Source organism: Pedobacter jeongneungensis (genome assembly GCF_039538295.1).
In the GTDB taxonomy this organism is placed as follows: domain Bacteria; phylum Bacteroidota; class Bacteroidia; order Sphingobacteriales; family Sphingobacteriaceae; genus Pedobacter; species Pedobacter jeongneungensis.
Genome location: NZ_BAABBY010000001.1, coordinates 365,055 through 387,731 on the forward strand (window position 1 = coordinate 365,055; position 22,677 = coordinate 387,731).

13 protein-coding genes are annotated in these 22,677 nt (G+C 41.0%); 10 read left to right on the forward strand and 3 right to left on the reverse strand.

Features of this window, described 5'->3' with window-relative positions:
* Positions 1–254: 254 nt before the first annotated feature.
* Positions 255–4,187, forward strand: a complete 3,933-nt coding sequence (locus ABD769_RS01595) for a Dyp-type peroxidase (protein WP_344848793.1) — start codon at positions 255–257, stop codon at positions 4,185–4,187.
* Positions 4,188–4,330: 143 nt separating this feature from the next.
* Here ABD769_RS01595 and ABD769_RS01600 read toward each other — a convergent pair whose 3' ends face one another.
* Positions 4,331–4,921, reverse strand: a complete 591-nt coding sequence (locus ABD769_RS01600) for a hypothetical protein (protein WP_344848795.1) — start codon at positions 4,919–4,921, stop codon at positions 4,331–4,333.
* A gap of 1,078 nt (positions 4,922–5,999) precedes the next feature.
* On the opposite strand from ABD769_RS01600, the gene ABD769_RS01605 reads away from it, so the two are divergent.
* The 6 genes from ABD769_RS01605 (at position 6,000) to ABD769_RS01630 (ending at position 16,315) form a co-directional block, all read left to right on the forward strand.
* Positions 6,000–9,452, forward strand: coding sequence for a SusC/RagA family TonB-linked outer membrane protein (locus tag ABD769_RS01605; RefSeq protein WP_344848797.1), 3,453 nt, complete (start codon positions 6,000–6,002; stop codon positions 9,450–9,452).
* 11 nt (positions 9,453–9,463) lie between these two features.
* Positions 9,464–10,936, forward strand: a complete 1,473-nt coding sequence (locus ABD769_RS01610; protein WP_344848799.1) for a RagB/SusD family nutrient uptake outer membrane protein — start codon at positions 9,464–9,466, stop codon at positions 10,934–10,936.
* A 16-nt stretch (positions 10,937–10,952) separates the two neighbouring features.
* Positions 10,953–12,365, forward strand: coding sequence for a substrate import-associated zinc metallohydrolase lipoprotein (locus ABD769_RS01615; protein ID WP_344848801.1), 1,413 nt, complete (start codon positions 10,953–10,955; stop codon positions 12,363–12,365).
* Positions 12,366–12,415: 50 nt separating this feature from the next.
* Positions 12,416–13,771, forward strand: a complete 1,356-nt coding sequence (locus tag ABD769_RS01620; RefSeq protein WP_344848803.1) for a DUF4302 domain-containing protein — start codon at positions 12,416–12,418, stop codon at positions 13,769–13,771.
* 313 nt (positions 13,772–14,084) lie between these two features.
* Positions 14,085–15,212: a hypothetical protein gene (locus ABD769_RS01625; protein ID WP_344848805.1), complete on the forward strand. Its 1,128-nt coding sequence runs from the start codon at positions 14,085–14,087 to the stop codon at positions 15,210–15,212.
* 197 nt (positions 15,213–15,409) lie between these two features.
* Positions 15,410–16,315, forward strand: coding sequence for a VOC family protein (locus tag ABD769_RS01630; RefSeq protein WP_344848807.1), 906 nt, complete (start codon positions 15,410–15,412; stop codon positions 16,313–16,315).
* A 111-nt stretch (positions 16,316–16,426) separates the two neighbouring features.
* On the opposite strand, the gene ABD769_RS01635 is transcribed toward ABD769_RS01630, so the two are convergent.
* Positions 16,427–17,008 (reverse strand): YciE/YciF ferroxidase family protein, encoded by a 582-nt coding sequence (locus ABD769_RS01635; protein ID WP_344848809.1) that lies wholly within the window; start codon positions 17,006–17,008, stop codon positions 16,427–16,429.
* A 467-nt stretch (positions 17,009–17,475) separates the two neighbouring features.
* Here ABD769_RS01635 and ABD769_RS01640 point away from each other — a divergent pair, with 467 nt between their 5' ends.
* Positions 17,476–18,123 (forward strand): response regulator, encoded by a 648-nt coding sequence (locus ABD769_RS01640; protein ID WP_344848810.1) that lies wholly within the window; start codon positions 17,476–17,478, stop codon positions 18,121–18,123.
* Positions 18,124–18,320: 197 nt separating this feature from the next.
* Here the strand turns inward: ABD769_RS01640 and ABD769_RS01645 are convergent, their stop codons facing one another.
* Positions 18,321–18,965 (reverse strand): RNA polymerase sigma factor, encoded by a 645-nt coding sequence (locus tag ABD769_RS01645; protein ID WP_344848812.1) that lies wholly within the window; start codon positions 18,963–18,965, stop codon positions 18,321–18,323.
* Between the two features lie 168 nt (positions 18,966–19,133).
* Here ABD769_RS01645 and ABD769_RS01650 point away from each other — a divergent pair, with 168 nt between their 5' ends.
* Positions 19,134–20,570: a sulfatase gene (locus ABD769_RS01650; protein WP_344848814.1), complete on the forward strand. Its 1,437-nt coding sequence runs from the start codon at positions 19,134–19,136 to the stop codon at positions 20,568–20,570.
* A 37-nt stretch (positions 20,571–20,607) separates the two neighbouring features.
* Positions 20,608–22,674, forward strand: coding sequence for a sulfatase-like hydrolase/transferase (locus ABD769_RS01655; protein ID WP_344848815.1), 2,067 nt, complete (start codon positions 20,608–20,610; stop codon positions 22,672–22,674).
* Positions 22,675–22,677 lie beyond the last annotated feature (3 nt).

Consider the following 22,677-nt stretch of genomic DNA (forward strand, 5'->3'; position numbering starts at 1 on the left):
GATTTAGTATTCTTTTTTTGAAAACTGAATATTTTTTGCCTTTGTACTTGTCTGTCAGCAGGAAATAAAATTTGTTTTACCACATAAGTTAAAACAGCTGCCCTTGTTAATGTAATCTTCTCTTACAAATTCCACTTTATAAATAGGGTGATTATACGGTGTTTTAATACGTAAAAATGTAGTTATTTAGGGTAGTATATGCCTGTGCACTCCAAAGGTAATATTAACCAAATACAAACATAAACTGCTCAAAAATGAAAACACTCAAACTGGAAGAAAGATTAGATGAAGTATGGAAACACTGCCAGCGGGGATTAGTTTATCCTTCACCCTTCGCTATTTTTACCACTTTTTGGACCAAAATACGCGTACAACGTTCGCAACTGGCCGATCTGATGGCTTCCGTAAGGAAAGAAATCAATACCAATGCCGAACTTAAGGATAGAAATACCTCGGTAATATTGGGCGTTTCCTTTAAAAACTGGGCAGGAATCTGCAATAGTGATAAGTTGCCCTTACCCAAAGGCATGCGCCTCAATTTCCCATCTGAAACCGACCATTATACTTCTGATGTTTTTGATGCCTCAAAAGGTGTGTTCGATGATACCGAAGGCGATATCTGGTTTCACATTAAAAGCGACAGTAAAAATGCCTGCGAAGTGGTGTTGGAGCTGATTGTAGACACCCTGAAAGAGGTAACCAAACATTATTTTGCACAGGATGCTGCTTCAAAATCAAACAGTAAAGACGGCAATAAAGGTAAAGTGCTGGGCTGTCGTTTTTCTGAAAACCTCAACAATCCTTCCGATCCGATAACCATTGCCAAACATACCCTGATCGGGGGCGAAGATATGGACCATTTTGGGGGTTCATTTGTATTGGCACAACGTTTTGTGATCAACTGGAACCAGATCAATATGATGACCGAAGATCAGATTGAAGACCTGATTGGCCGTAAAACCGATGATACCATTATCCCGGACCGCGATTCGCGCAGCCACATTAAATCGGCAAGGTTGCAGGATGAGCAGGGCAATACCACACCGATATTGCGTTTAGGTTTGCCTTTTGGCCGTGCAAAACAATCTTCAATCGGTTTCAGGGCGCCAAAATCGGTCACTGTTTCTGATGAAGAAGGCATTTATTTTGCAGGTTTTGCCAAAGAAGCATCCATTCTCGAAAATATCATGAGCAACCAGATTGGTGGCGATAAAGGCTTTATGAACGACCGTTTGTTCAATCACCTCAAATCTGATCTCGGCGGGTTTTTCTATATCCCAAGCATTAACGATCTGGGCCTGGATCAACATCCCGATTACCGTAATAATTTCTCGTTTATGGAAAATGGCGACTGGTCGAGGTTTCCGGGGGTAGACTGGTCGAGGTTAGACCGCCATTACCAGGATGCTTCCAAAAACGGGCTGATGTATTATAACCATCAAAACTACCTGTTTACCATGGCTACGGGCATTAACAGGCACAACCAGTATTTTAAAGTGCCCACTAACCGCATCCTGAGCCTAATGGAAAACATTTTTTCTTTATGGCAGGATAACTGGTATTTTAACCGCAAGCAGGAAGAAATTAAAGAAGACCTGCAATATTATATCAATGCTTACCAGGGCGCCGATAAACCTGCCGACATCATGAAAGAATCCATCATGGTGAGGAAAGGATGGGCCGTACGCATGAGTTTACAGTTGTTCAGCTCGCCCGAATATGGTTTCCGCGGGCGTAAAATCCGCTTTCCTGACGGAAGTTTACATGCCTATTCTGCCTTTATCGAATCGAAAGGAGAATGTGTATATGGCTCGGATACCTACCGGATTTCTCCCGAAGAAATTATTGTGGGCGCCATGCCGAACCTCTCTTTAGGTGAAGGACGTTATGTGATGAAATACCTTTCTGAAACCGAACGCATGGATGGCTTTTTGAGCAACCTGAGTGAGGCTTCCGGCGTAGGGCACGTTATTCCGCATTATGAAAAAGCCATACAAAAAGGTTTGAAACAGATGAAAGAAGAGGTATTGGCTTACGAACAACAAGCCACCACACCCGAACTGAAAGATTTTTACCGTTCCTCTTATTTATCTTTAGAAGGCATTACCGAATACTTCCTGAACTACGAAAAATTAGCCAGGGAAACGGCCGGTAAAATGGCCGAAGGGCAGGCCTGGGAAAAAGCCAATTTACTGGCTATTGCCGAACGGATGAAAAAACTGTCGGGAGATAAACCCGAAACTTTTGTAGAAGCCGTGCAGTTTATCTTTACCCTGCATTCTTGCCTGCACCTTAACGGCGAACCTACTGCTATTGGAAGAATGGACCAGCTGTTGCAGCCCTTCTACGAAAAAGGGGAGATATCGGAAGATGAAGCACAGGAAATTATCGATGCTTTTTACATCAAACTGGATGAAAAAGTACAGCAGAACCGGATCTTTATGGAAGATCACCAGCCTTTTGGCAACCTGGCCATGGGCGGTGCCTCTGGTCCTTACCCGCAAGGTGCCTCTTTGGGCCAATGGATCCAGCAGATTACCGTAGGCGGAACTGTTGCAAATGGTGAGGTAGATTTTGCCTTGAGTAAACCTGCCTATAATGAAGTAACCAAACTTTTTATCCGCGCTTCGGGCAGATTGCCTTTAAACGCACCTTGTTTATCCCTGCGCACCCGCAAAGATATTCCAAAAGAAATCCTTGAAGAGGCTGCACACGCCATCCTTTCGGGCGGTGCACATCCGATACTGCTTAACGATGAAAAAATTATTGAAGGGCTTTACCGCAGTGGCGATGATGTGGGGGGAAGCCTTGGCACTGACAACAAAAGCTGGAATTCTGCCGTAAGCATGCAATCGGCACAGAATTATGCCTGCGATGGTTGTTACGAACCTCAGTTCCCCGGAGAAAACTGGTTCTCGCTCGGTGGATTTTCTACTTTACAACCTTTAGAATGTGCCTTGAACCAGGGCAGAACTTATTCTTCTGCTGGTCAGTCGTACCTTTTCGGACAAAATGTATCCCTTAATTCTAAACCGGCCGATCAGATTAAAAGTTTTGATGAGCTCGTTAAAATCTATTTTCAGCATTTCGAACTGTTAAACCGTAAAGCCTTTAACGGACAGCTGATGGGGTTTGGCGCCAATACCAGATTCTGCCCTTCGCCGATACTCAATGTACTAATGGATGATTGCCTGGCCCGCGGATTAGACTTTTACAGCGGAGGTACCAAATACAACATTTATGGCCCTTGCTACATTTCGTTAAGCTCAACGATTAATTCTTTATATGCCATTAAAACAATGGTATTCGATGATAAAAATGCCGTAACCACCCTACCCGAACTATTAGAATGTTTATGCTGCGATTGGGGTTATAAAATGACGGAACCTTTTATCAGCACTTTGGCAGGAGATTCTCGCATTACCAGCCGTTCCGATCGTTTTAAACGTTTAAGGGATATTGCCCTGAGTTTGCCACGCTATGGCCGAGGACATCAGGAAATAGATACCTTCGGAAACAAAATTGTAGAAGGCATTGCGAGGATTTCGGTTGAAACCTTTACCAGGCCACTGCCGCAGATGTACAGTGCTTTGCAAAACCTGGCGGCACGTTATGGTACCGAAGAACATCCTTTCGGAATTCAGATCCAACCGGGTGTGGGTACTTTTGAAAACCATGTAGAAATGGGTGCCTGGAATGGTGCCAGTGCCGATGGACGTAGATTGGGCACTGCAGTAGCCTCCGATTTAAGTTCGGCCCCAAGCCCGATGGATTTACCGATCGACCACCAATATGCAGGTTTTGAAACTTCGCTTGCGGGATTTGAAGGAAAAGGTACCAATATGATGACGGATGGTGCGCCAACTGATTATAACATCGACGAAAATTACCCTGCAGATAAAATTGTTAAGGTGATGCAGCAATTTGCAGAAGGTCATTCTTCGAATATCCTAACCATAACCGTGGCCAGTCCTGATACTTATGGCCAGGCAGTGAGCTCACCAGAACAGTTTGACCTGTTGCGTGTACGCACAGGTGGCTGGTCTAATTTCTTTACTTCGGTGTTCCCGCTTACGCAGGATCAGCACAGAAGAAGACCGATTTCTAAACCGGAAATGGTAGCAGTTGATAAAATGGAGGGAGATATTAGTAAATGCCCGTTCCATCATAAAATGGTGGAGGGGTAGGAAATAAGAGCAAAAGCCTGAAATATTTTTTCAGGCTTTTGTCCTATAAATACAATTATAGTCCCTCGCTTATGCACGCGTGCCGCGTTTACATTTTTCGCCATAATCAATAAGCCTTGCGTTAGTAATCAGCTTTGTTAAACTCATTGATCCTTCATATCAAAAAAATCCAAAACCCTCGGAGCTATCCTCAAATCCGGACGGAACACCATAATACCCTTAATAAAATGTTTTTTTAATTCTTCACCATTTTTAATCGAAAAAGGTGTTTCAAAAGTAATGGCTTTACATACAATTTCATTCGCAACATCAATCCGATGGTAAACAAGTAATTCTATACTTACATCATCGCCATCCGATAGATCAACATCGTACTTTTTGCCAGGGTTGGGCCGTAATGCATCAAAAGTAATTGATTTAACCGTTTTAAAATCTTCAACATGATGAAAGCCCTGCTGATCAACAAGCACCGCTGTAATTTTATTTTCTTTAGCCTGAGCAAGTTGCTTAAAGAAAGTTCGGAATAGAAAAAATAGTAGACATGTTGCAAATATGGCTGGTAATATCTTTAAGCTAGTATCTGTTTTGTTAGAGAAAAGAATGGTTACAGTTAATGCAATTATACCTAAAGCGGTTATTGCATAAAGCAGGTAGCCAACTAATTTTGAAAAAAACGTTGCTTTTTCTGCCCGTTCTGATTGTTTGGCTTGAAATTCATTTTCTGGAAAAACCATTGCATTTTAAGCTAATAGAGTAGCGGTATTTTTCTTATATACCGGTAGTGTAATCAAATTTATAATAAAAATATTAGATATCCTTGCTGGCGCAAACATGCTGTGGATGCGTATTTTTTAATTTATAATAGCGTAAAGATTACGTAAGTAATCCTTCGTGCCTCAGGATGACAATTAGCGCGCAGAGCTATAAAGTGTTAAAAACGCTTACAGGTTTAAAACTAAATTTTTGAAATAAGGTTGCATGGGCCAGATCATGACGTCCGACCCATTTTTTTACAGTTTTTCTCTACGGTTAGGACGACAAAGTTTGATCAAAATCCCGAAGCTCGTAAGAATGGTAAAGGCACCCACAATGACATTAAATTTTTCGATCATATTTGTTTTGGTTTGTTAATCCCAAATTATCAATTTTTAGTTATAAAAGAAATGCCTGTGAATAAAATAGTTATAAAAATTATTAACATTTTAATAAACATGTGTAAAAGACGTTTATTATCAGCTGCTTTAAACTCACTTTACTAAATCCATCGGCGTTTAAAATTTTAAATCTGCAGGAACGATATAATAAAGACATTTCGGATAGATGATACAGATTATAATGCAGATTTTAAAATATCACTATCTGAATTAAGTTTCTTATTTTCAGTTCTTTAATAATAATTGATCATCAACATCTCCTCAAGCTGGTAGATTCTTCTCCAGTCTTTACATGCACCTTTCAGGTTTCCGGGCATTTGTTTGTAAATATCCCTTCGATAAAGCTTTCTACATCATGAAGTTAATAATTTGTTAGCATTGGTTAAGAAACGAGTGTTTACAAATACTAAATATAATTTACTTTGGTTCGTACTTAACAACAATTAAACAGTAGGAATTTATAAAGGAAATATTTGTATTTCGATTTTAGTTTATCAAAGAATAGCCGCTGTTTGATTTCCTTTAAGTTTTGCCAAAATAACAAACAAATATTAATTACAGTGAATAGCATTTAAATCTTCGATAAGGATACTAACTCTCAAAGTTTCCATACCAGCAAAAAATCACTATACAACAAACAAATTAAAAATCATTCATTATGAAGTTAAATCTCTACAAAAGAAGAATAGAGAGGAATGTCAGCAGAATTGCAATCCTTTTACTCTCGATAATCTTTTGCAACATCCGGGCCAGCTCGGCGGCGGACGGAAAATTACCCCTTTCTACAACAGTGCTGAAAAATCAGCAGAAAATCATTATTGTTAAAGGAACAGTAAAAGAAAAAGTTAATGGAGCAACCATGCCCGGTGTTAGTGTATCTGTTAAAGGAACTTCAACCACAGTATCTACAGATGCAAACGGACAGTACCAGATCTCAGCACCCGAAAACGGCACCCTGGTATTCAGATTTATAGGTTTTAAAATGATGGAAACACCTGTTGAAGGAAGAAGCCGGATAGATGTTTCCTTAACCGAAGATGCTGCACAGCTTAAGGAGGTAAATGTAGTTTCGACCGGTTACCAGGTTTTAGACCGTAAATTATTTACCGGTTCGGCAACATTGGTTAAGGCATCAGATGCACAGCGCAATGGTGTACCAGATGTAAGCAGGATGTTGGAAGGACAGGTTGCAGGGGTAAGTGTACAGAATGTTTCGGGTACATTCGGAGCCGCTCCAAAAATACGTGTACGTGGTGCAACATCACTTTCAGGTGATAACAAGCCGCTTTGGGTAGTAGACGGGATTATACTGGAAGATGTGGTTAATATTTCTAACGATGCCCTTTCAACCGGCGATGCCAATACTCTGATCGGTTCATCTGTTGCCGGTTTAAACCCCGATGATATCGAGAGTTTCAGCATTTTAAAAGATGCTGCCGCTACGGCTCAGTACGGTGCACGCGCCATGAACGGTGTGATTGTAATTACCACGAAAAAAGGACGCGCAGGCGAGGGGGCTCCTAAAATTTCGTACACAGGGAATTATACCACCTATTTAAAACCACAATATTCTAATTTCGACATTATGAATTCTGCAGAGCAGGTAGGGGTATTAACTGAACTGGATAATAAAGGTTTTTTTAACCATGCATCAGCATCCAGAGGTGCCGATGGGGGTATTTTCTCGAAGTATTACAATTCATTATATGATTACGATGAGGCTACCCAAACATTTAAAACCAAGAATGATATTGCCACGCGAAAGGCATTTTTACAAAGATATGCTGAAGCCAATACCGATTGGTTTGATCTCTTGTTTAAAAACTCTTTGTTACAGGAACACTCAATAAGTATTAACGGCGGAACTGAAAAATTTCAGACTTACGCTTCAACATCTTACCTGCACGATAGTGGGCAAACATTAGGTAATGGTGTTGACCGATATACCGGTAATTTTAGGGCCAATGTGAAAATGAGCGATAAACTGAGTGCTGAGGTGCTGATAAACGGTTCAATCCGTGATCAAAAAGCGCCGGGGACATTAAACCGGAATTCAGACCCGGTTTATGGTACCTACTCCAGGGATTTTGACATCAATCCTTATTCTTACTCTTTAAACACAAGCCGTGCGTTAACCGCTTTTGATCAGAACGGCAACAGAGAATATTTTACAAAGAATTATGCCCCTTTTAATATTTTAACAGAGCTGGAAAATAACTATTTAAAATTAGGTCAGATCGATTTAAAAGTGCAGGGCGGAATTAAGTATCAGATCATTCCAACGTTAAAATATTCAATTGACGGCGCTTACCGTTTTGCCAAAACCGAACGCCAAACCTACATCCTCGAAGGCGCTAACCTGGCCCTGGCCTATCGCGCAGATCAGGATGCAACCACAATCGGATCAAACAAATATCTCTATAGCGATCCCGATCAGCCTTATGCAGATCCTACAGTAGTATTGCCTGACGGTGGTTTTTATAATACCCAAACCGATAACCTTAAAAACTTTTATTTCCGCCAGAACCTGGAGTTCGATAAAACCTTTAATACAAATCACAGGCTTAACGTATTCAGCTCAATGGAAGTTCGTTACATCGATCGCCAGGCCGAAAATTTTGACGGGGTAGGTTACCAGTACGAAAACGGAGGTGTGGTTAACCCTAGTTATAAATATTTCAAATTTGCACAGGAATCAGGCTTCCCTTACTACGGAATGGCTACCTACAGAGATCGCTTTTCTGCATTTTCGCTAAGGGCTGCCTACTCTTATAAAGATAAATATAGCTTTAATGCTACCACGCGTTACGATGGTTCCAATTTATTAGGCAGTAGCAGGCGGGCAAGGTGGTTACCTACATGGAACGTTTCGGGTGCATGGAACATAGATCAGGAATCTTTCTGGCCTAAAAATAACATTCTTAGTTCTGCCAGGGTAAGGGCAACCTACGGTTTAGTGGCCAATCTGGGCAATGCCAATAACTCATCTGCACTTTTCTATAATCAGATTACCAGAAGACCTTACGAAAACGAAAAAGAAACAGCAACTTACATTTCCAGTCTGGAAAATTCTGAACTTACCTGGGAGAAACTAAAGGAATTTAATTTAGGTGCCGATTTAACCTTGCTTAATGACAGGCTTAACCTTACTGTTGATTTATACAAAAGAAATATTTATGATTTGATTGGCAGCATCCGTACATCAGGTATTGGCGGGCAGTTTACAAAAAATGCCAACTATGCTGATATGAGCGCTAAAGGTTTGGAGTTTACCGTTGCGGGCAATCCCGTTAACGGAACTGATTTTAAATGGCGTACGCAATTTAATTTCGCTTTTAATAAAAACGAAATCACCAATCTTCAGGTTAGTCCGAATATTTTCAGTTTGATTGATGCAGATGGTGGTGCGCTTATGGGGTATGCACAAAGAGGACTTTTCTCCCTTCAATTTGCCGGCTTAGACCACAATAATGGTTATCCGTATTATATCGATCAAAATGGTAAAAGAAACTCAAATGTCGATTTACAAAGTACAAAAACCGCATACCTGAAATATGAAGGACCTGTTGATCCTACTTTTACAGGTGGTTTTTATAACCAGTTCCGCTATAAAGCCTTTACACTTTCTGCACTGTTTACCTTTGCAACCGGTAATAAGGTGCGCTTGGGAAATGTTTATTCGGCAACCTATCCTGATTTTTATGCCATGTCTAAAGATTTGCTTAACCGCTGGATCAAACCTGGCGACGAACAGTTTACCAATGTACCGGCCCTTTTAGATTCGTATCAGACAGGTACACAGGTTAAAGATGTTAATGGCAATACCATTTCCGCAGTATATCCTTACAATTTATATAATTTCTCTTCAGAACGGGTAGCCAGTGGCGATTTCATCAGGTTTAAACAAGTTTCGCTGGGCTACGAACTTCCTAAAGAATTTTTAAGTAAACTGAAAATTGCCTCAGCACAAATTTCGTTTGTAGGCAACAACCTCGCCCTGTTATATTCAGATAAGAGACTTAACGGACAAGATCCGGAGTTTTTTGCCTCAGGTGGCGTAGCCTTGCCTATCCCAAAACAATACACTTTATCACTCAAAGTTGGTTTTTAAATAGCATAACAATGAAATTGAATCATACAAAAACTTTATTTCTTGCACTAACAGCATTGTTAATCACACAATCGTGCAATAAATATTTAGATACAGAACCCGATAACAGAACTGAGATCAATACAATTGACAAATTGTCTCAATTGGTTACTACTGCCTATCCTGACCGCGATTACCTGTATTTTACAGAGGCAGCTTCAGATAATTCAGAGGATAAAGGAAACGGTATTGGCGATTTAACCAATGTGATTTCTACCCCTTATGCCTGGCAGGATTTTATAGGGAATGATACCGGTTCTCCAACCGCTTATTGGAATGCCTGTTACGAAGCTATTGCTGCTGCCAACCAGGCACTTGAATCAATAGAAAAAAATAATTTCGGAAATGCGGCCTTACCATACAAAGGCGAAGCTTTGGTTGCCAGGGCTTACGCACACTTTATGCTGGTTAACTTTTTTGCCAAAGTGTACGAAATCAACGGAGCCAACAATTCGCCCGGTGTACCTTATGTAACTCAGCCCGAAACCAAGGTAATCCAGAATTATGACAGGGGAACGGTAGCTTCCACCTATCAGAAAATAGAAGATGATTTAAAAGCAGGGATGGCTTTGTTAAACGGAACGGCTTACGATGTTCCGAAATATCATTTTACACCTGCAGCTGCCAGTGCTTTTGCTGCCCGTTTCTATTTATTTAAAGGAGAATGGCAGAAAGTTGTCGATTTTGCTACTGCTACAGTGCCGGCAGGCGATTTTCTAAGCAACATCAGGCCCATCAATACCACTTTGAGAACTTATGGCACAACTGAGTTTAATTTGGCTTTTACGCGTTCCGATCAAAAATACAACCTGCTGCTGGCCACAACTTATTCTCTTTTTCAAAGACAAAATAGCCCAAGGCAGGGCTATGGACAAAATCTTGTTAAAATGTTTGGGGTAAACTACAATTTTACAGGCAAAGCAACCGGGCATAAAATTCTGTCCAATACTGTGCCCAATTATACCACCTATAAATATAAAGAGCTGTTTTTCAGAACAACTCCTAACGCACCAAGCGGTGTACCATATATTATGATGCCGCTTTTTACTGCTGATGAAGCGTTAATGAACAGGGCAGAAGCTTATGCAGAATTAGGACAATTGGATAATGCGGTAAAGGATATCAATACTTTTTACAGCACCAGAATTTTATCTTACAGCCCCGCAACTGATGCGGCCACAGCGGCAAGATTATCTACTTTTTATAATCTTCCTGATCAAAAACAGGCCGTGATCAAAACCATTTTAGAAACCAAGAAATTCGAATTTTTACAGGAGGGAATCAGGTGGCTGGATATCATCAGAAAGGGACTAACTGTAGTGCATAACAAGTACGATAGCAATAACGATCAAACATTTGTGGAATTAAAAGCCGGTGATAACCGCAGGGTTTTCCAGATCCCAGAAGAGGCTAAGCTTTCAGGCGTGCCATTAAATCCAAGATAATTAAATTAATAAAGTCATGAAAAATAATTTAATCAAAACTTTCTTAGCACTGTTCCTTGTCATCATGATGTTCTCATGTAAAAAGGAAGCGCCTTTAAATGCTGAAAACAGTACAATAAACCTGGATAATCCAGTTGCGAATACCGAGTTAGACCAATGGTTGAAGACCACCTTTTTAGATGAGTACAACATTGATGTGGTTTACCGTTACAACAGGTTTTTGCATGGTAACGATAAAGATATTGCTGCGGTAAACGTAGATAAGGTAAGGCCGCAAATGGAAAACATTTTACAGGGTTTTATTTTACCATATCGTAAAATTGCAGGAGCAACTTTTATTAAAAGGCTGGTGCCCAAACAATTTGTGCTTTACGGATCACCTTCGTATAATACAGACGGATCAGCAATTGCAGCTACTGCATCTGCAGGCCGGAACATTACCATGTATAATGTGAACAATTTTGATGTAAACAGTGCAGCTGTCAATTTTGATAAACTAAGGACTATCCACCACGAATTTACACATACTTTAAACCAGATTGTGCCGATGCCCGCAGATTTTCAGACCATTACAAAATCTACTTACCTGGCCACCTGGACAACCACACCCGATGCAACCGCAAGGGCAAACGGTTATGTAACCAGTTATGCATCATCATCGCCGTTCGAAGATTTTGCAGAAACAACAGCGTATTTACTGGTAAATGGTCAGGCCTGGTTCGATTTAAGGGCCGCAGGTGCAGGCGCAGTTGGTAAAGCTGCCTTAAAAGCAAAAGAAGCCAGTGTGGTGCAATACTTTACAGTTAATTTAGGTATTGATTTTCGTGCCCTACAGCGCGAAATTCAGGGAATTGTGAGAGATGGATACAAATATGTTCCCACCAGTTTTGGTTATTTTGTTGGGCAGGATTTAGGCGCTACCGCAGATAAAACGGTATTACGGACCCTCACCATCAATTTAGAAGATGCATTATATACTAAGTATGGTATTTCTACAGAGTTTGCAACTGCCTACAACAATTTTAAAGCACAGGTGGCTGCCAGCCCGGCATTTTATGCTTATCACGTAGATAACATCCAGCTGAGGTTCGAAAGTGCAACCTCTATGGTGGTGAGATTAGCCTTTACCGGAACCCAAAATATTGGTCCTACACAATATATGGCTGATTTTTCTTTCTCATTTACTTCCAACTCTAATACCGGAGAACTGGTGTTTACTAAAATTGCACAGGGTACAGGTACAACCTTTGGTAACGCAACCCAGTTCCTTACTGCAATCACCAACACCTTACAACCTTACCTCACGGGCAAAACTTTTGTTGCAGACTGGATCCCTAAAAATGTATCACTTACCGATTTCAATACTTTCGGCGGTTTTTATGTAAAGGGAAACCCCGCAAATTATTTTTACGGCCAGTTTGCTTATTAACATAAAGGCAGTCATTCAGCATTTTATCAACAACGATAAAAATTAAATAAATGAAAAAACTATTATTTCTATATATATGCCTGTTGAGTTTAGCAGGCTGTAAAAAATCAGATTTTGAATCTAATTTCGAGCAATCGCCCGAAACAAGGTATCAGGAAGAACTCGTTAAAGTAAATACCGCTTTAACCGGGGCGGGCAACGGCTGGGTGGTTAATTTAGCTACCCAGGCTGGAGGTGGTTATGCGTTTTATATGACTTTTGACGGCACCAAGCAGGAAGTTAAAATGTACGGAGATTTGAATGATAACACTGCTACCAGGATCGGTACCTCAACCTACAGGGTGAAGGCCGATGTGGGCGCTACATTAATTTTTGATACCTACAATTATATTAACTGGCTTCAGGATCCTAATCCGGCTGCATTTGGCGGCGATAGGGCTACCGGCTTTAAAAGTGATGTAGAGTTTACTTTTGATCATAGCACTGCTGATAGTTTGATCATGATCGGAAAAAAATATAAGCAAAAACTATCAATGGTGAAGGCAACAGCGGCACAAAAAGCAATTTATGAAGCTGGTGGTTATAAGGCAGCTATAGATAACTTTAAGAGCTTTTTTGTAGCTAAAAATCCATACATAGAAATTGCCGTAGGAGGTAAAAATATTAAGGTGGCAATATCTTTAAATACTTCAAATACTGTATTGTCGGGTAAAAGAGTTACCTTTTTAAATGTGAGCGACGATGGTGTTTCCACATCTGTTATCGGAAAATATTCCACAATCCTTGATGGAATTAATATTTTAAATGATGGTTTGGTTTATCAGGGGATAAGGTTTGTTAAGTTTGCTTTAAAAGATGCCACAACCATTGTCCTTTATGATAATACAGGAAAGGAGTATGCCATTAAATATAGTACAATACCCATTTTCCCCTTGTCTCAGCTATTCGGAAAAGTTTATACCGGTCTCTCATTGGTAAATGCTACAACTTATCCGGGTTGGGGTGCCGATTATGTAACCAGAAGAGCAACCGCGGCTAATGAAATGCTGGTGGTAAATAAATTTAAGTTAATCTTATCTGAAATAAAGTATATTTTCAATTTCACTACAAAAACTGTGGTAGTTAGCGTTAGTCAGCCCCAGCAAAGTAATCCAACACGCGAACTCATTGCCAACATGACTTACAGCTTTACAAAAAGCGATGCCGGGGTATTTAAATTTACATATCAAACAGCTGATGGTAACGGGGCAGATATTTATCCAAATCTGGCTGCATTACTGGCACAGCGCTTAAATGTTGACGATTTTACAATCGATTACTTTGTACATCCAACTACAGGCGAAGTTTTGGGACAGTTTAAAAGTGTTCAGAACCCTACTTTTACTTTCTCAGGATCACTTCAGTAGAATTTGCTGAAACCACTTTGTACAATTTCTGTAAATGGATCTTCTTTTTAAGAAGATCCATTTTTTATACCTGGTTTTTAAGTAAACTTACATTTTTTGAAAAGTTATTTTTTATAAACTTTGTACAGATATACTAAACTTAACTTTATCATCGTTTCAAGTATTTCTATATATAAGAATGACCGCTAACCAAATCCCAAATCAAAATTTAACATACCATTTAGCGCAAATACATCCCCAATATGGTTTAAAAGCGGTTAACATTCAACCTATTCAAAGATCTATATTCTATTATTTACCTGTAAAAACCCCTATGAAAACAAAAACTACCCTATCAAACGGCCTTATCGTTCTTGGTTTATTATTATTAGCCATCGGATGTAAAAAGGATCCTAAGCCGGTTGAAACCGGACCAACCACACCAACTTATTCTTTTACGGGTACCACTGCCGACGAACTCATGTTTGAAGATGGTGAGGCAATGGCAACTATGATTAGCGAAAACAGGCGGTTTAATGTAAGCAATGTATTGCGGATAACAGCCGTAAACAATACCACCATCGAGGTGGCTAATTTCGCTCCCGTAGATATTACCGATGCCACCATCCTGGCCACCATTGCCGGTCAGCCCCAAAAAATTCAGCTGTTTCATATTGGAACCATTAAAGGGCATCGGGTTAAGCAGATACCTTATCCGTTTATTACCGGACAGACCGAATACCTGGATGTTAATCAGAAAACTGTAGACCTATCGGCTTATAAAACCAAAGGGATTGCTCCCGCTGATATCAGTTTCGAATTTACAGGCACCACGCCGCTTATAGAGAAGCTTAAAAAGCTGAGCATTATAAAGTGGCAGCCCAAAATGGAGGATTTTGATCCTCAGAATTTAGACAATAACTGGCTGGATGAACCACCAGCAAAACAATTCAGGATGTTTACCGGCTTTATGATCAACTTTGCCTACATGTACACCGATGCCACCATGAAAAGCCGTATTGTTAACGAATATGTGATCGGTAACGATGGCACAACCCCACTAACCACTGCCGAAAAGGAAGCTGACTGGATTAAGGCGCAAACACGCACCAAAATCAATTGCGGTTTAACCGATACCCGTAAAGTTAACGGCCTTGGTGGCGGAAGCACTTTTGGTATGCCAGACTGGGTTACTTTAAATTTTATGACCAATAGTTATACCACGCCTTTTCACGAAATGGGGCACGTGCTGGGCTACAATCATAGTTCATCAATGACTTACCCTCAAAACAACAGGGGCAATGTACCCGTATTTATGGCCAGACAGAATGAAATGAATGCGGCCGGTGATTTCCCGGTGAGGTTAAATAATTACTATAAACCTGATGACATTCCTACCCCTAAAGCAAGTGCTGCGGCATCATTAAAAGCAAATAAATTAACTGAAGAGGGGATTCAGTAACCGGATAAACAGGCTGTAAACTTTTTGGAGATGAATTTCTCCAAAAAGACAGCATTTAAAGGTGTTGTTTAATGCTTCATAGCGTTCTGATGGCTGGTTGTCGCAATTACCCCCTTAAGATGTCTGGAACATGCCTGACTTTATACCGTATTTAGGTGTTATTTTTGATTAAAATATTTACCTTAAATCATTTAGCTATGTTTCCTATTAAACCACACCTCTGGTTCGCTGAGGATAAAGCCAGAGAAGCCGCCGAATTTTATGCATCACTACTACCCGGTTCGAGCCTCAATTATGTGAGCCATTTCGACATGCCGGGTGGCGGCCAGTGCGAAACTGTCGAGTTTACTGTTGCAGGACAGCCTTTTCTGGGCATTAGCGCAGGGCCGGGTTTAACTGTTAGTCCTGCCATATCTTTCATGATCAATTTTGATCCTTCCCGCGATCCAGATGCTGCCAGACATATCGATGAAGTTTGGAACAAGTTACTCTCTGGCGGAAAGGTGATGATGCCGTTAGACCGCTATCCTTTTAGCGAACGCTATGGCTGGCTAAGTGATAAATATGGCATTTCATGGCAGTTAATCCTCACCAATCCTGCCGGAGAAGAAAGGCCGGTAATTGTTCCCTCCTTGTTATATACGGGCGATGTTGCCGGTAAAGCCAGTGAAGCAATAGATTTTTACTGTTCGGTTTTTAAAGATGGCAAACGTGGCACCACCGCACCCCGTACCGAAGATATGGGCCCCGATAAGGCCGGAACATTAATGTATGCTGATTTTTACATCAACGGTAGCTGGCTGGCCGCAATGGATAGTGCACATCCGCATGGCTTCGGTTTTAACGATGCCGTGTCGCTGCTGATTGTTTGCGATACACAGGAAGAGGTTGATTATTATTGGTCGGCATTAACAGCCGGAGGCGAATCCGGACAATGCGGCTGGCTGAAGGATAAATACGGTGTATCCTGGCAGGTAGCTTCAACCTTAATGTTTGAAGCGCTTAAAAATGGAAGCCCTGAGCAGGTTGCAAGGGTTACGCAAATATTTATGAGCATGAAAAAAGTTGATGTTGCCGCTTTGCAACAGGCCTATAATGGTTAGGTGAACGCTAATATTAAAAAAAATGATCATGCGGATGCTTAAACCTACATGATCATTTCTTCATTTCTCAAAATAACAGGCTTTCTACGGCCGGTTATTTAAATCCTTTTGTTATTCAGCTGCTGCTTCGGCATTTATTGCGCTTACGGCGATTTCAGTAAGTGCTACATCTGTTGCTTTTTCGTTCTCCAGTGTTTGCCCTAAAAGCTCAGCCACATCACTGCGGTCTAAGTTTTCGGCAAAAACTTTTAGTGTACCATAAGTAGCAATTTCATAATGTTCTACTTTCTGTGCTGCAAGGATAAGTCCTGCATCGCGGATCATTGTACCTGCATCCGTGTCTTCAATAATACTTGTTGCCTCTTCAAGTAGTCCGGCCATAGCATCACATTTTTTTGCTGCAGGTTTTTCGCCAAGTAAACCAAATACCTGTTCTAAAGTATCAATGTGGGTTTGGGTTTCCTGTGTGTGTTTCTCAAAAGCTGCAGCAAGTTCAGTACTGGTTGCAGCTTTTTTCATTTTCGGAAGTGCTTTTACCAGATGCTTTTCTGCCCAATAAATATCTTTTAACTCATCCACAAAAAACTCGTGGAATTCAGAAGGTTCTATTTTACCAGCGGTATTGCCACTAGCTTTTTTAGTTGTTGTTTTGCTGGCAGCCTTGGCTGTAGCTGTTTTTGTTGTAGTTGCCATATCCTTAATTATTAATTTTCGTTTGACTTAAGAACTGCGCTCAGCACAAATGGTTTAGGGAAATAAACAAACAGGTAATTTTACGGTGATTTATACGTATTTATCCCATCACGAGTTTGTTACCTGTTTTTGATTTATCTGGTAAAACGCAAAACAATTTTTCAGGTACAGTTATTTTTAATGAAACACCGTTATGGAAAGAACAGGATTTAAGTCGTTCGTGAACAGGTATTTAATTTGCGGAATGTTGGATTAGAGAAACGTTGAAAACAAGAAGTTTAATCCCGGTGAAGGCCGATAAAACCGGACGCATCAAGGCGTTCGGTTTTTTTTGTTGAGTTAAAGATTCACTCCTTTGCTAAAATGAACAGCATTATTTAAAACTTTATGGAATGAGGAGTGTTATTTCAGAGCCTGACAATTTCGACAATCCAAGAAAGCCTTGTCCTGATCAAGGTTTAACCATAATGAAAAATATCATTTTAGCAGAAGATCATAAGGTCATCAGGAACGGACTTAAAATGCTCCTCGAATCTACAAACGAATATAAAATCGTTTTTGATGCCAATAATGGTCAGGAAGTGATCGATGCAATCGGTAGGGGCATACAGGCAGACCTGATCGTTTCAGACATTGGTATGCCTGTGATGGATGGAATTACGATGGTTAGCGCATTAAAAGAACAAGGCATTCAGATTCCGGTACTGATTATTTCCATGCTGGAAGATGACTCCCATCTTTATCAGGCCATAAGGGCAGGCGCTAAAGGGTTTCTTACCAAATCTGTAGATTCAGACGAATTGTTTTTTGCTATTTCAAGAATTGTTAACGGAGAGCGCTATATCTGCTCAGGACTTTCTGTAAAGATAGTTGACCGGGTTATTAATTCAACCATTTTACCTGGCGGCGTTATGCAGGGAGCCGAACTTTCTTCCAGAGAGATCGAAATTCTTCAGCTCATTGGCCAGGGACTTACCAATATAGAAATGGCCGATAAGTTATTTATTTCACGCCGGACTGTTGAGGGCCACCGTCAAAACCTGATCGATAAAACCGGAGCCAAAAACACAGCTGCATTAATGCGTTTCGCCTATACCAAAGGAATTCTAAACTGATAAAACGCCTGTCCCACGGTAAAAATAAATGGTATTTATCTTTTAAAGCGAGACTCAAAAAATAGTATTTCAGGTATTTTGCGCAGATAAAAACGTATTTTCCACAGGTAAAGCTTTTGAGGCACCCTAAGTTGTTTTTATCATAATGTATAAAAAAGAGGAAAGTAATTTAATCATTGCTTTCCTCTTTTAATTTCTTAGCGGTATTGTTTAAGGTATTTTTTCAACAGGATCCTGGCCTCATGGATGTATGTTTTAACCGTTCCCAGCGGCAGTTGCAGTTCATCAGCAATTTCATGGTATTTGTATCCTTCAAAGTAGCGGACAAAAGGAACAGAATATTTTTCGGGCAACATGGCCAGCGCCAGATTAATATCCTGCATAGCAAAACTGCCTACTGAGCCATTGGTGGTTGCACTATGATAAAGATTGGCAGAAGTAATATCGTCTTCCTGTACAGTACGATCGCGGGTTTTAAGGTTTTTTTTGTAATTGTTGATAAAGGTATTCTTCATGATCACAAAGAGCCATCCTTTAATGTTCGTACCATCTTCAAATTTAGATACAAAGCGGGTAGCCTTAAGCAAGGTTTCCTGCAGCAGGTCGTTCGCATCTTCGGGATCTCTTGTAAAATTAAGCGCGTGCGATCTAAGTGACGACGCGTGAAAACTGATGGTCTCACTGAATTCTTTCTGTGTCATAACTTTTTGTTTTAGCGTATAACCATCCGAAACAAATCCTATACCATTTGCATGTACCATTATGGGCCTAATGGTACCATACAGGTATTTTTCGCACACCCCGTATTTATACCTGCCTAAGAAAAATTCGGGAGTCATCATAATGGGATATCACCTTATGGTTACGTTTAGTATCTGGTTAATATATGGTGCCAATCCGTTAATTGCCGACCACTATTATGCCTGGCATTTGTTAAATTTGTTTGCCTGTTTTCAAGATCAATAATTGCCTGCATGCCCGTGTAGCATTTATCCCGTTAGTTGCTGTTTATGAGCCATTTCTTTAAACCCTTTTTAATATTTATACTGGCATTTACGCTATACTTTAATGCGCATGCTCAAAAGCAAAACCTTGCTGTTAAACCGAATATCCTGCTGATTTTTGCTGATGATCTTGGCTATATGGATTGTGGTTTTACCGGAAGCAGGATGATGGAAACTCCTAACATTGATGCACTTTCGAAAAAAGGTATGGTATTTACCAATGCTTATGCAGGGGCAGGCAACTGTGCACCCAGCCGGGCAGCGTTAATTAGCGGGCAGTATTCGCCACGTACCGGTGTGTACGCAGTAGGGAGTACAACGCGTGGCCCTGTTGATCTGATGCGGCTCGTTCCCGTGCGCAACAATGTTTCGCTCAGTCCATCTTTTAAAACCATTGCCGAAGGATTGAAAGGCGAGGGATACGCTACTGCTATTTTTGGTAAGTGGCATTTGGCAGCTTCGAAAGATACTCAGCCCCAGGCGCAGGGATTTGATTTATATACAGAAGGGCCAAAAGAACAATCGGTTAAAGGGAGTAATGAAACTGCTGATCCAAAAGGCGTGTCTTATTTAACCGATGCGGCCATTAAATTTATGCAAAACACAAAAGATAAGCCGTTTTTCGCTTATCTGGCGCACAATGCAATCCATTCGAAACTCGAAGCAAAAACAGAAACAATAGCAAACTTTAAGAAAAGGGGATTAAGTGATAAAATGGCCGTTTATGCAGCCTGCACCTACGATTTTGATGCCAGTGTTGGCGTGGTAATGGAGTTTTTGAAAAAATCCGGACTCGAAAAAAATACCCTCGTAATTTTTACCAGTGATAATGGTGCCACACAACAATCATCGCAGGAACCGCTCAGGGGAAACAAGGGATCGTATTATGAGGGAGGCATCAGGGAGCCGTTTATTGCTTATTGGCCGGGTCATATTAAAGCAGGCTCAGTAAATGCTGCGCCGATTATTAACCTCGATTTATACCCAACTTTTATGTCGTTAGCTGGCAATAAGAAATTCAGGGGCGACGGTGAAGACCTGATGCCGCTTTTATCAGGACAAAAAACCGAAACCATCAGAAAATCGATATATTGGTATTTTCCGGGTTACCTCGATAATCCTGTAATCAGGGGAAGGGATAGGGTATTCCGCACCAGGCCGGTTGCCGTAATCAGAAAAGGAGATTTTAAACTTCTGCTTTACCTCGAAGAATGGATGTTAGATGGCGGTAAAACCAGAATTAACGAAAACAACGCTGTAGAACTATACAACATTAAAACCGACGAAGGGGAACATCTTAACCTGGCCAATACCAGCGAAGCAAAAAGAGATGAACTTCTGGCTGATCTTTTAAGCTGGATGGAAAAGACCAAAGCCCCGCTGCCCACTAAAATTACAGCGACCAATAAACCTGTTCAAGGTACGGTAAGCGGCGAAAATTAAGTATAAAATATAGCGAAAGATTTACCACATTTACCAGATGAAACCTATTTTTTACCTTCTGATTTTAACCAATATATTCCTTGCCGGCAGTAGCCTTGCGCAGGAAAAAAATAAAAAGAAACCTAATATCATTTTTATACTCACCGATGATTTGGGTTATGGCGATGTTGGTGTATTCTTCCAAAATAAAAGAGCCGCAGATCAGGATAGGAGCAAGCCATTTACCCTAACACCACACCTCGATGAAATGGCCGCATCAGGGGCTACACTTCAACAGCATTATTGCGCTGCTCCGGTTTGTGCGCCATCAAGGGCATCGCTTCTGTTAGGGCAGAGCCAGGGACATGCCAATGTGAGGGATAACCAGTTTGATAAGGCGCTGGCCGATAATTATACCTTAGGTAATGTAATGCAAAAAGCAGGTTATGCTACGGTAGCCATTGGCAAATGGGGCTTGCAGGGCACCAAAGAATGGTCTGCCCATCCCTTAAACAGGGGTTTTGATTATTATTATGGGTATATGCGACACTCCGATGGGCACGAGCACTACCCTAAAGAGGGTTTATACAGGGGAAAGAAAGAGGTTTGGGAAAATAAAACCGAAGTGAGTGAAGGTTTGGATAAATGTTATACAGGCGATTTATGGACGGCGAGAGCCAAAAAATGGATCATAGACCATAGCAAAAGCCAACATCCCGGTCAGCCGTTTTTTATGTTTTTAGCCTACGATACCCCGCATGCTGTTTTAGAGCTTCCTGCTTCCGCCTATCCTGCGGGTGGCGGGCTTAACGGTGGTTTACAATGGCTCGGAACTGCCGGGAAAATGATTAATACGGCCACAGGCACACCCGATAGCTATACACATCCCGATTATATTAATGCCACCTACGATGATGACCATAACCCGGCCACTCCTGAAAAACCATGGCCCGATACTTATAAAAGGTTTGCTACTTCAACAAGAAGGATTGATGATGAGGTTGGAGACATTTTACAGCTGCTTAAAGACCTCAAAATTGATTCAAATACGCTGGTGGTTTTCAGCTCCGATAACGGGCCATCGATAGAATCGTACCTTCCGAAACCTCAAGTGCCATACAGTGCTAACTTTTTTGATAGTTTTGGTCCGTTTGACGGAATAAAAAGAGACGTGCTGGAAGGTGGCATGCGGATGCCGGTTATTGCCAGGTGGACAGGGCACATCCCAGCCCACGCTATAGTAAATTCACCCAATATCTCTTACGACTGGATGCCAACTTTTTTAGATGCGGCCAGCTTACCTGCCCCGGCGGTATCAGATGGGGTTTCTTTGTTACCATCCCTAACTGGAAAAGGCAGCCAAAAGGAAAGTATGATTTATTCTGAATATTTTGAAGGCGGTAAAACACCATCTTATCCGGAGTATGCCAGCGTAAACCGTGGGAGGGTAAGGAACCAGATGCAGATGATCAGAATGGGTAATTTGGTGGGCTTAAGGTATGATATAAAATCGCATGCTGATCAATTTCAGATTTTTGATGTACTTAAAGATCCGCATCAGCAGCATAATCTGGCCGGAAGTGAAAATATGACTGCCCTTCAGGATAAAATGAAAAATAAAGTGCTTCAGGTGCGCCGTGTTGATGAAGAAGCTAAAAGACCTTACGATACTGAAGCAGTGCCCGCCATTGCAAATAATGCTGTAGTAAGTAATGGATTGTTATGGAAAACTTACCGTACTGCGGTAGAATGGGTGCCCAATACACAGGGACTAACGGCAATTGCCGGTGGAAAAAGTGCAGGCCTAAGCCCTAAAACCAGCGATGCAGGCAACCTGGTTGCTATGGATGGATTTATCAAAATCCCTGCTGACGGAGATTATACCTTTTACCTGAGTGCAGAAGTTAAGGCATTGCTGAGGATCCATGATGCAGTGCTGATTGATGCTGATTTTGGTTATGCTCCAAAAAGTGTAAAACAAAGTACAATCAGGTTAAAAGCAGGTTTACATCCCATTAAACTTTATTATCGAAAACCTGCAAAAGGGGAAGCAGCTGTTAATCTGGAATGGTCTGCCGCTTCATTTAACCGGCAATCTGTTCCGCAGAGCGCATTTTTTAAATAGTGC

Excerpts from the sequence above, each read along its gene's own strand:
- ABD769_RS01595 (WP_344848793.1), top strand. The coding sequence starts at position 255 with ATGAAAACACTCAAACTGGAAGAAAGATTAGATGAAGTATGGAAACAC.
- ABD769_RS01600 (WP_344848795.1), bottom strand. The coding sequence starts at position 4,921 with ATGGTTTTTCCAGAAAATGAATTTCAAGCCAAACAATCAGAACGGGCA.
- ABD769_RS01605 (WP_344848797.1), top strand. The coding sequence starts at position 6,000 with ATGAAGTTAAATCTCTACAAAAGAAGAATAGAGAGGAATGTCAGCAGA.
- ABD769_RS01610 (WP_344848799.1), top strand. The coding sequence starts at position 9,464 with ATGAAATTGAATCATACAAAAACTTTATTTCTTGCACTAACAGCATTG.
- ABD769_RS01615 (WP_344848801.1), top strand. The coding sequence starts at position 10,953 with ATGAAAAATAATTTAATCAAAACTTTCTTAGCACTGTTCCTTGTCATC.
- ABD769_RS01620 (WP_344848803.1), top strand. The coding sequence starts at position 12,416 with ATGAAAAAACTATTATTTCTATATATATGCCTGTTGAGTTTAGCAGGC.
- ABD769_RS01625 (WP_344848805.1), top strand. The coding sequence starts at position 14,085 with ATGAAAACAAAAACTACCCTATCAAACGGCCTTATCGTTCTTGGTTTA.
- ABD769_RS01630 (WP_344848807.1), top strand. The coding sequence starts at position 15,410 with ATGTTTCCTATTAAACCACACCTCTGGTTCGCTGAGGATAAAGCCAGA.
- ABD769_RS01635 (WP_344848809.1), bottom strand. The coding sequence starts at position 17,008 with ATGGCAACTACAACAAAAACAGCTACAGCCAAGGCTGCCAGCAAAACA.
- ABD769_RS01640 (WP_344848810.1), top strand. The coding sequence starts at position 17,476 with ATGAAAAATATCATTTTAGCAGAAGATCATAAGGTCATCAGGAACGGA.
- ABD769_RS01645 (WP_344848812.1), bottom strand. The coding sequence starts at position 18,965 with ATGATGACTCCCGAATTTTTCTTAGGCAGGTATAAATACGGGGTGTGC.
- ABD769_RS01650 (WP_344848814.1), top strand. The coding sequence starts at position 19,134 with ATGAGCCATTTCTTTAAACCCTTTTTAATATTTATACTGGCATTTACG.
- ABD769_RS01655 (WP_344848815.1), top strand. The coding sequence starts at position 20,608 with ATGAAACCTATTTTTTACCTTCTGATTTTAACCAATATATTCCTTGCC.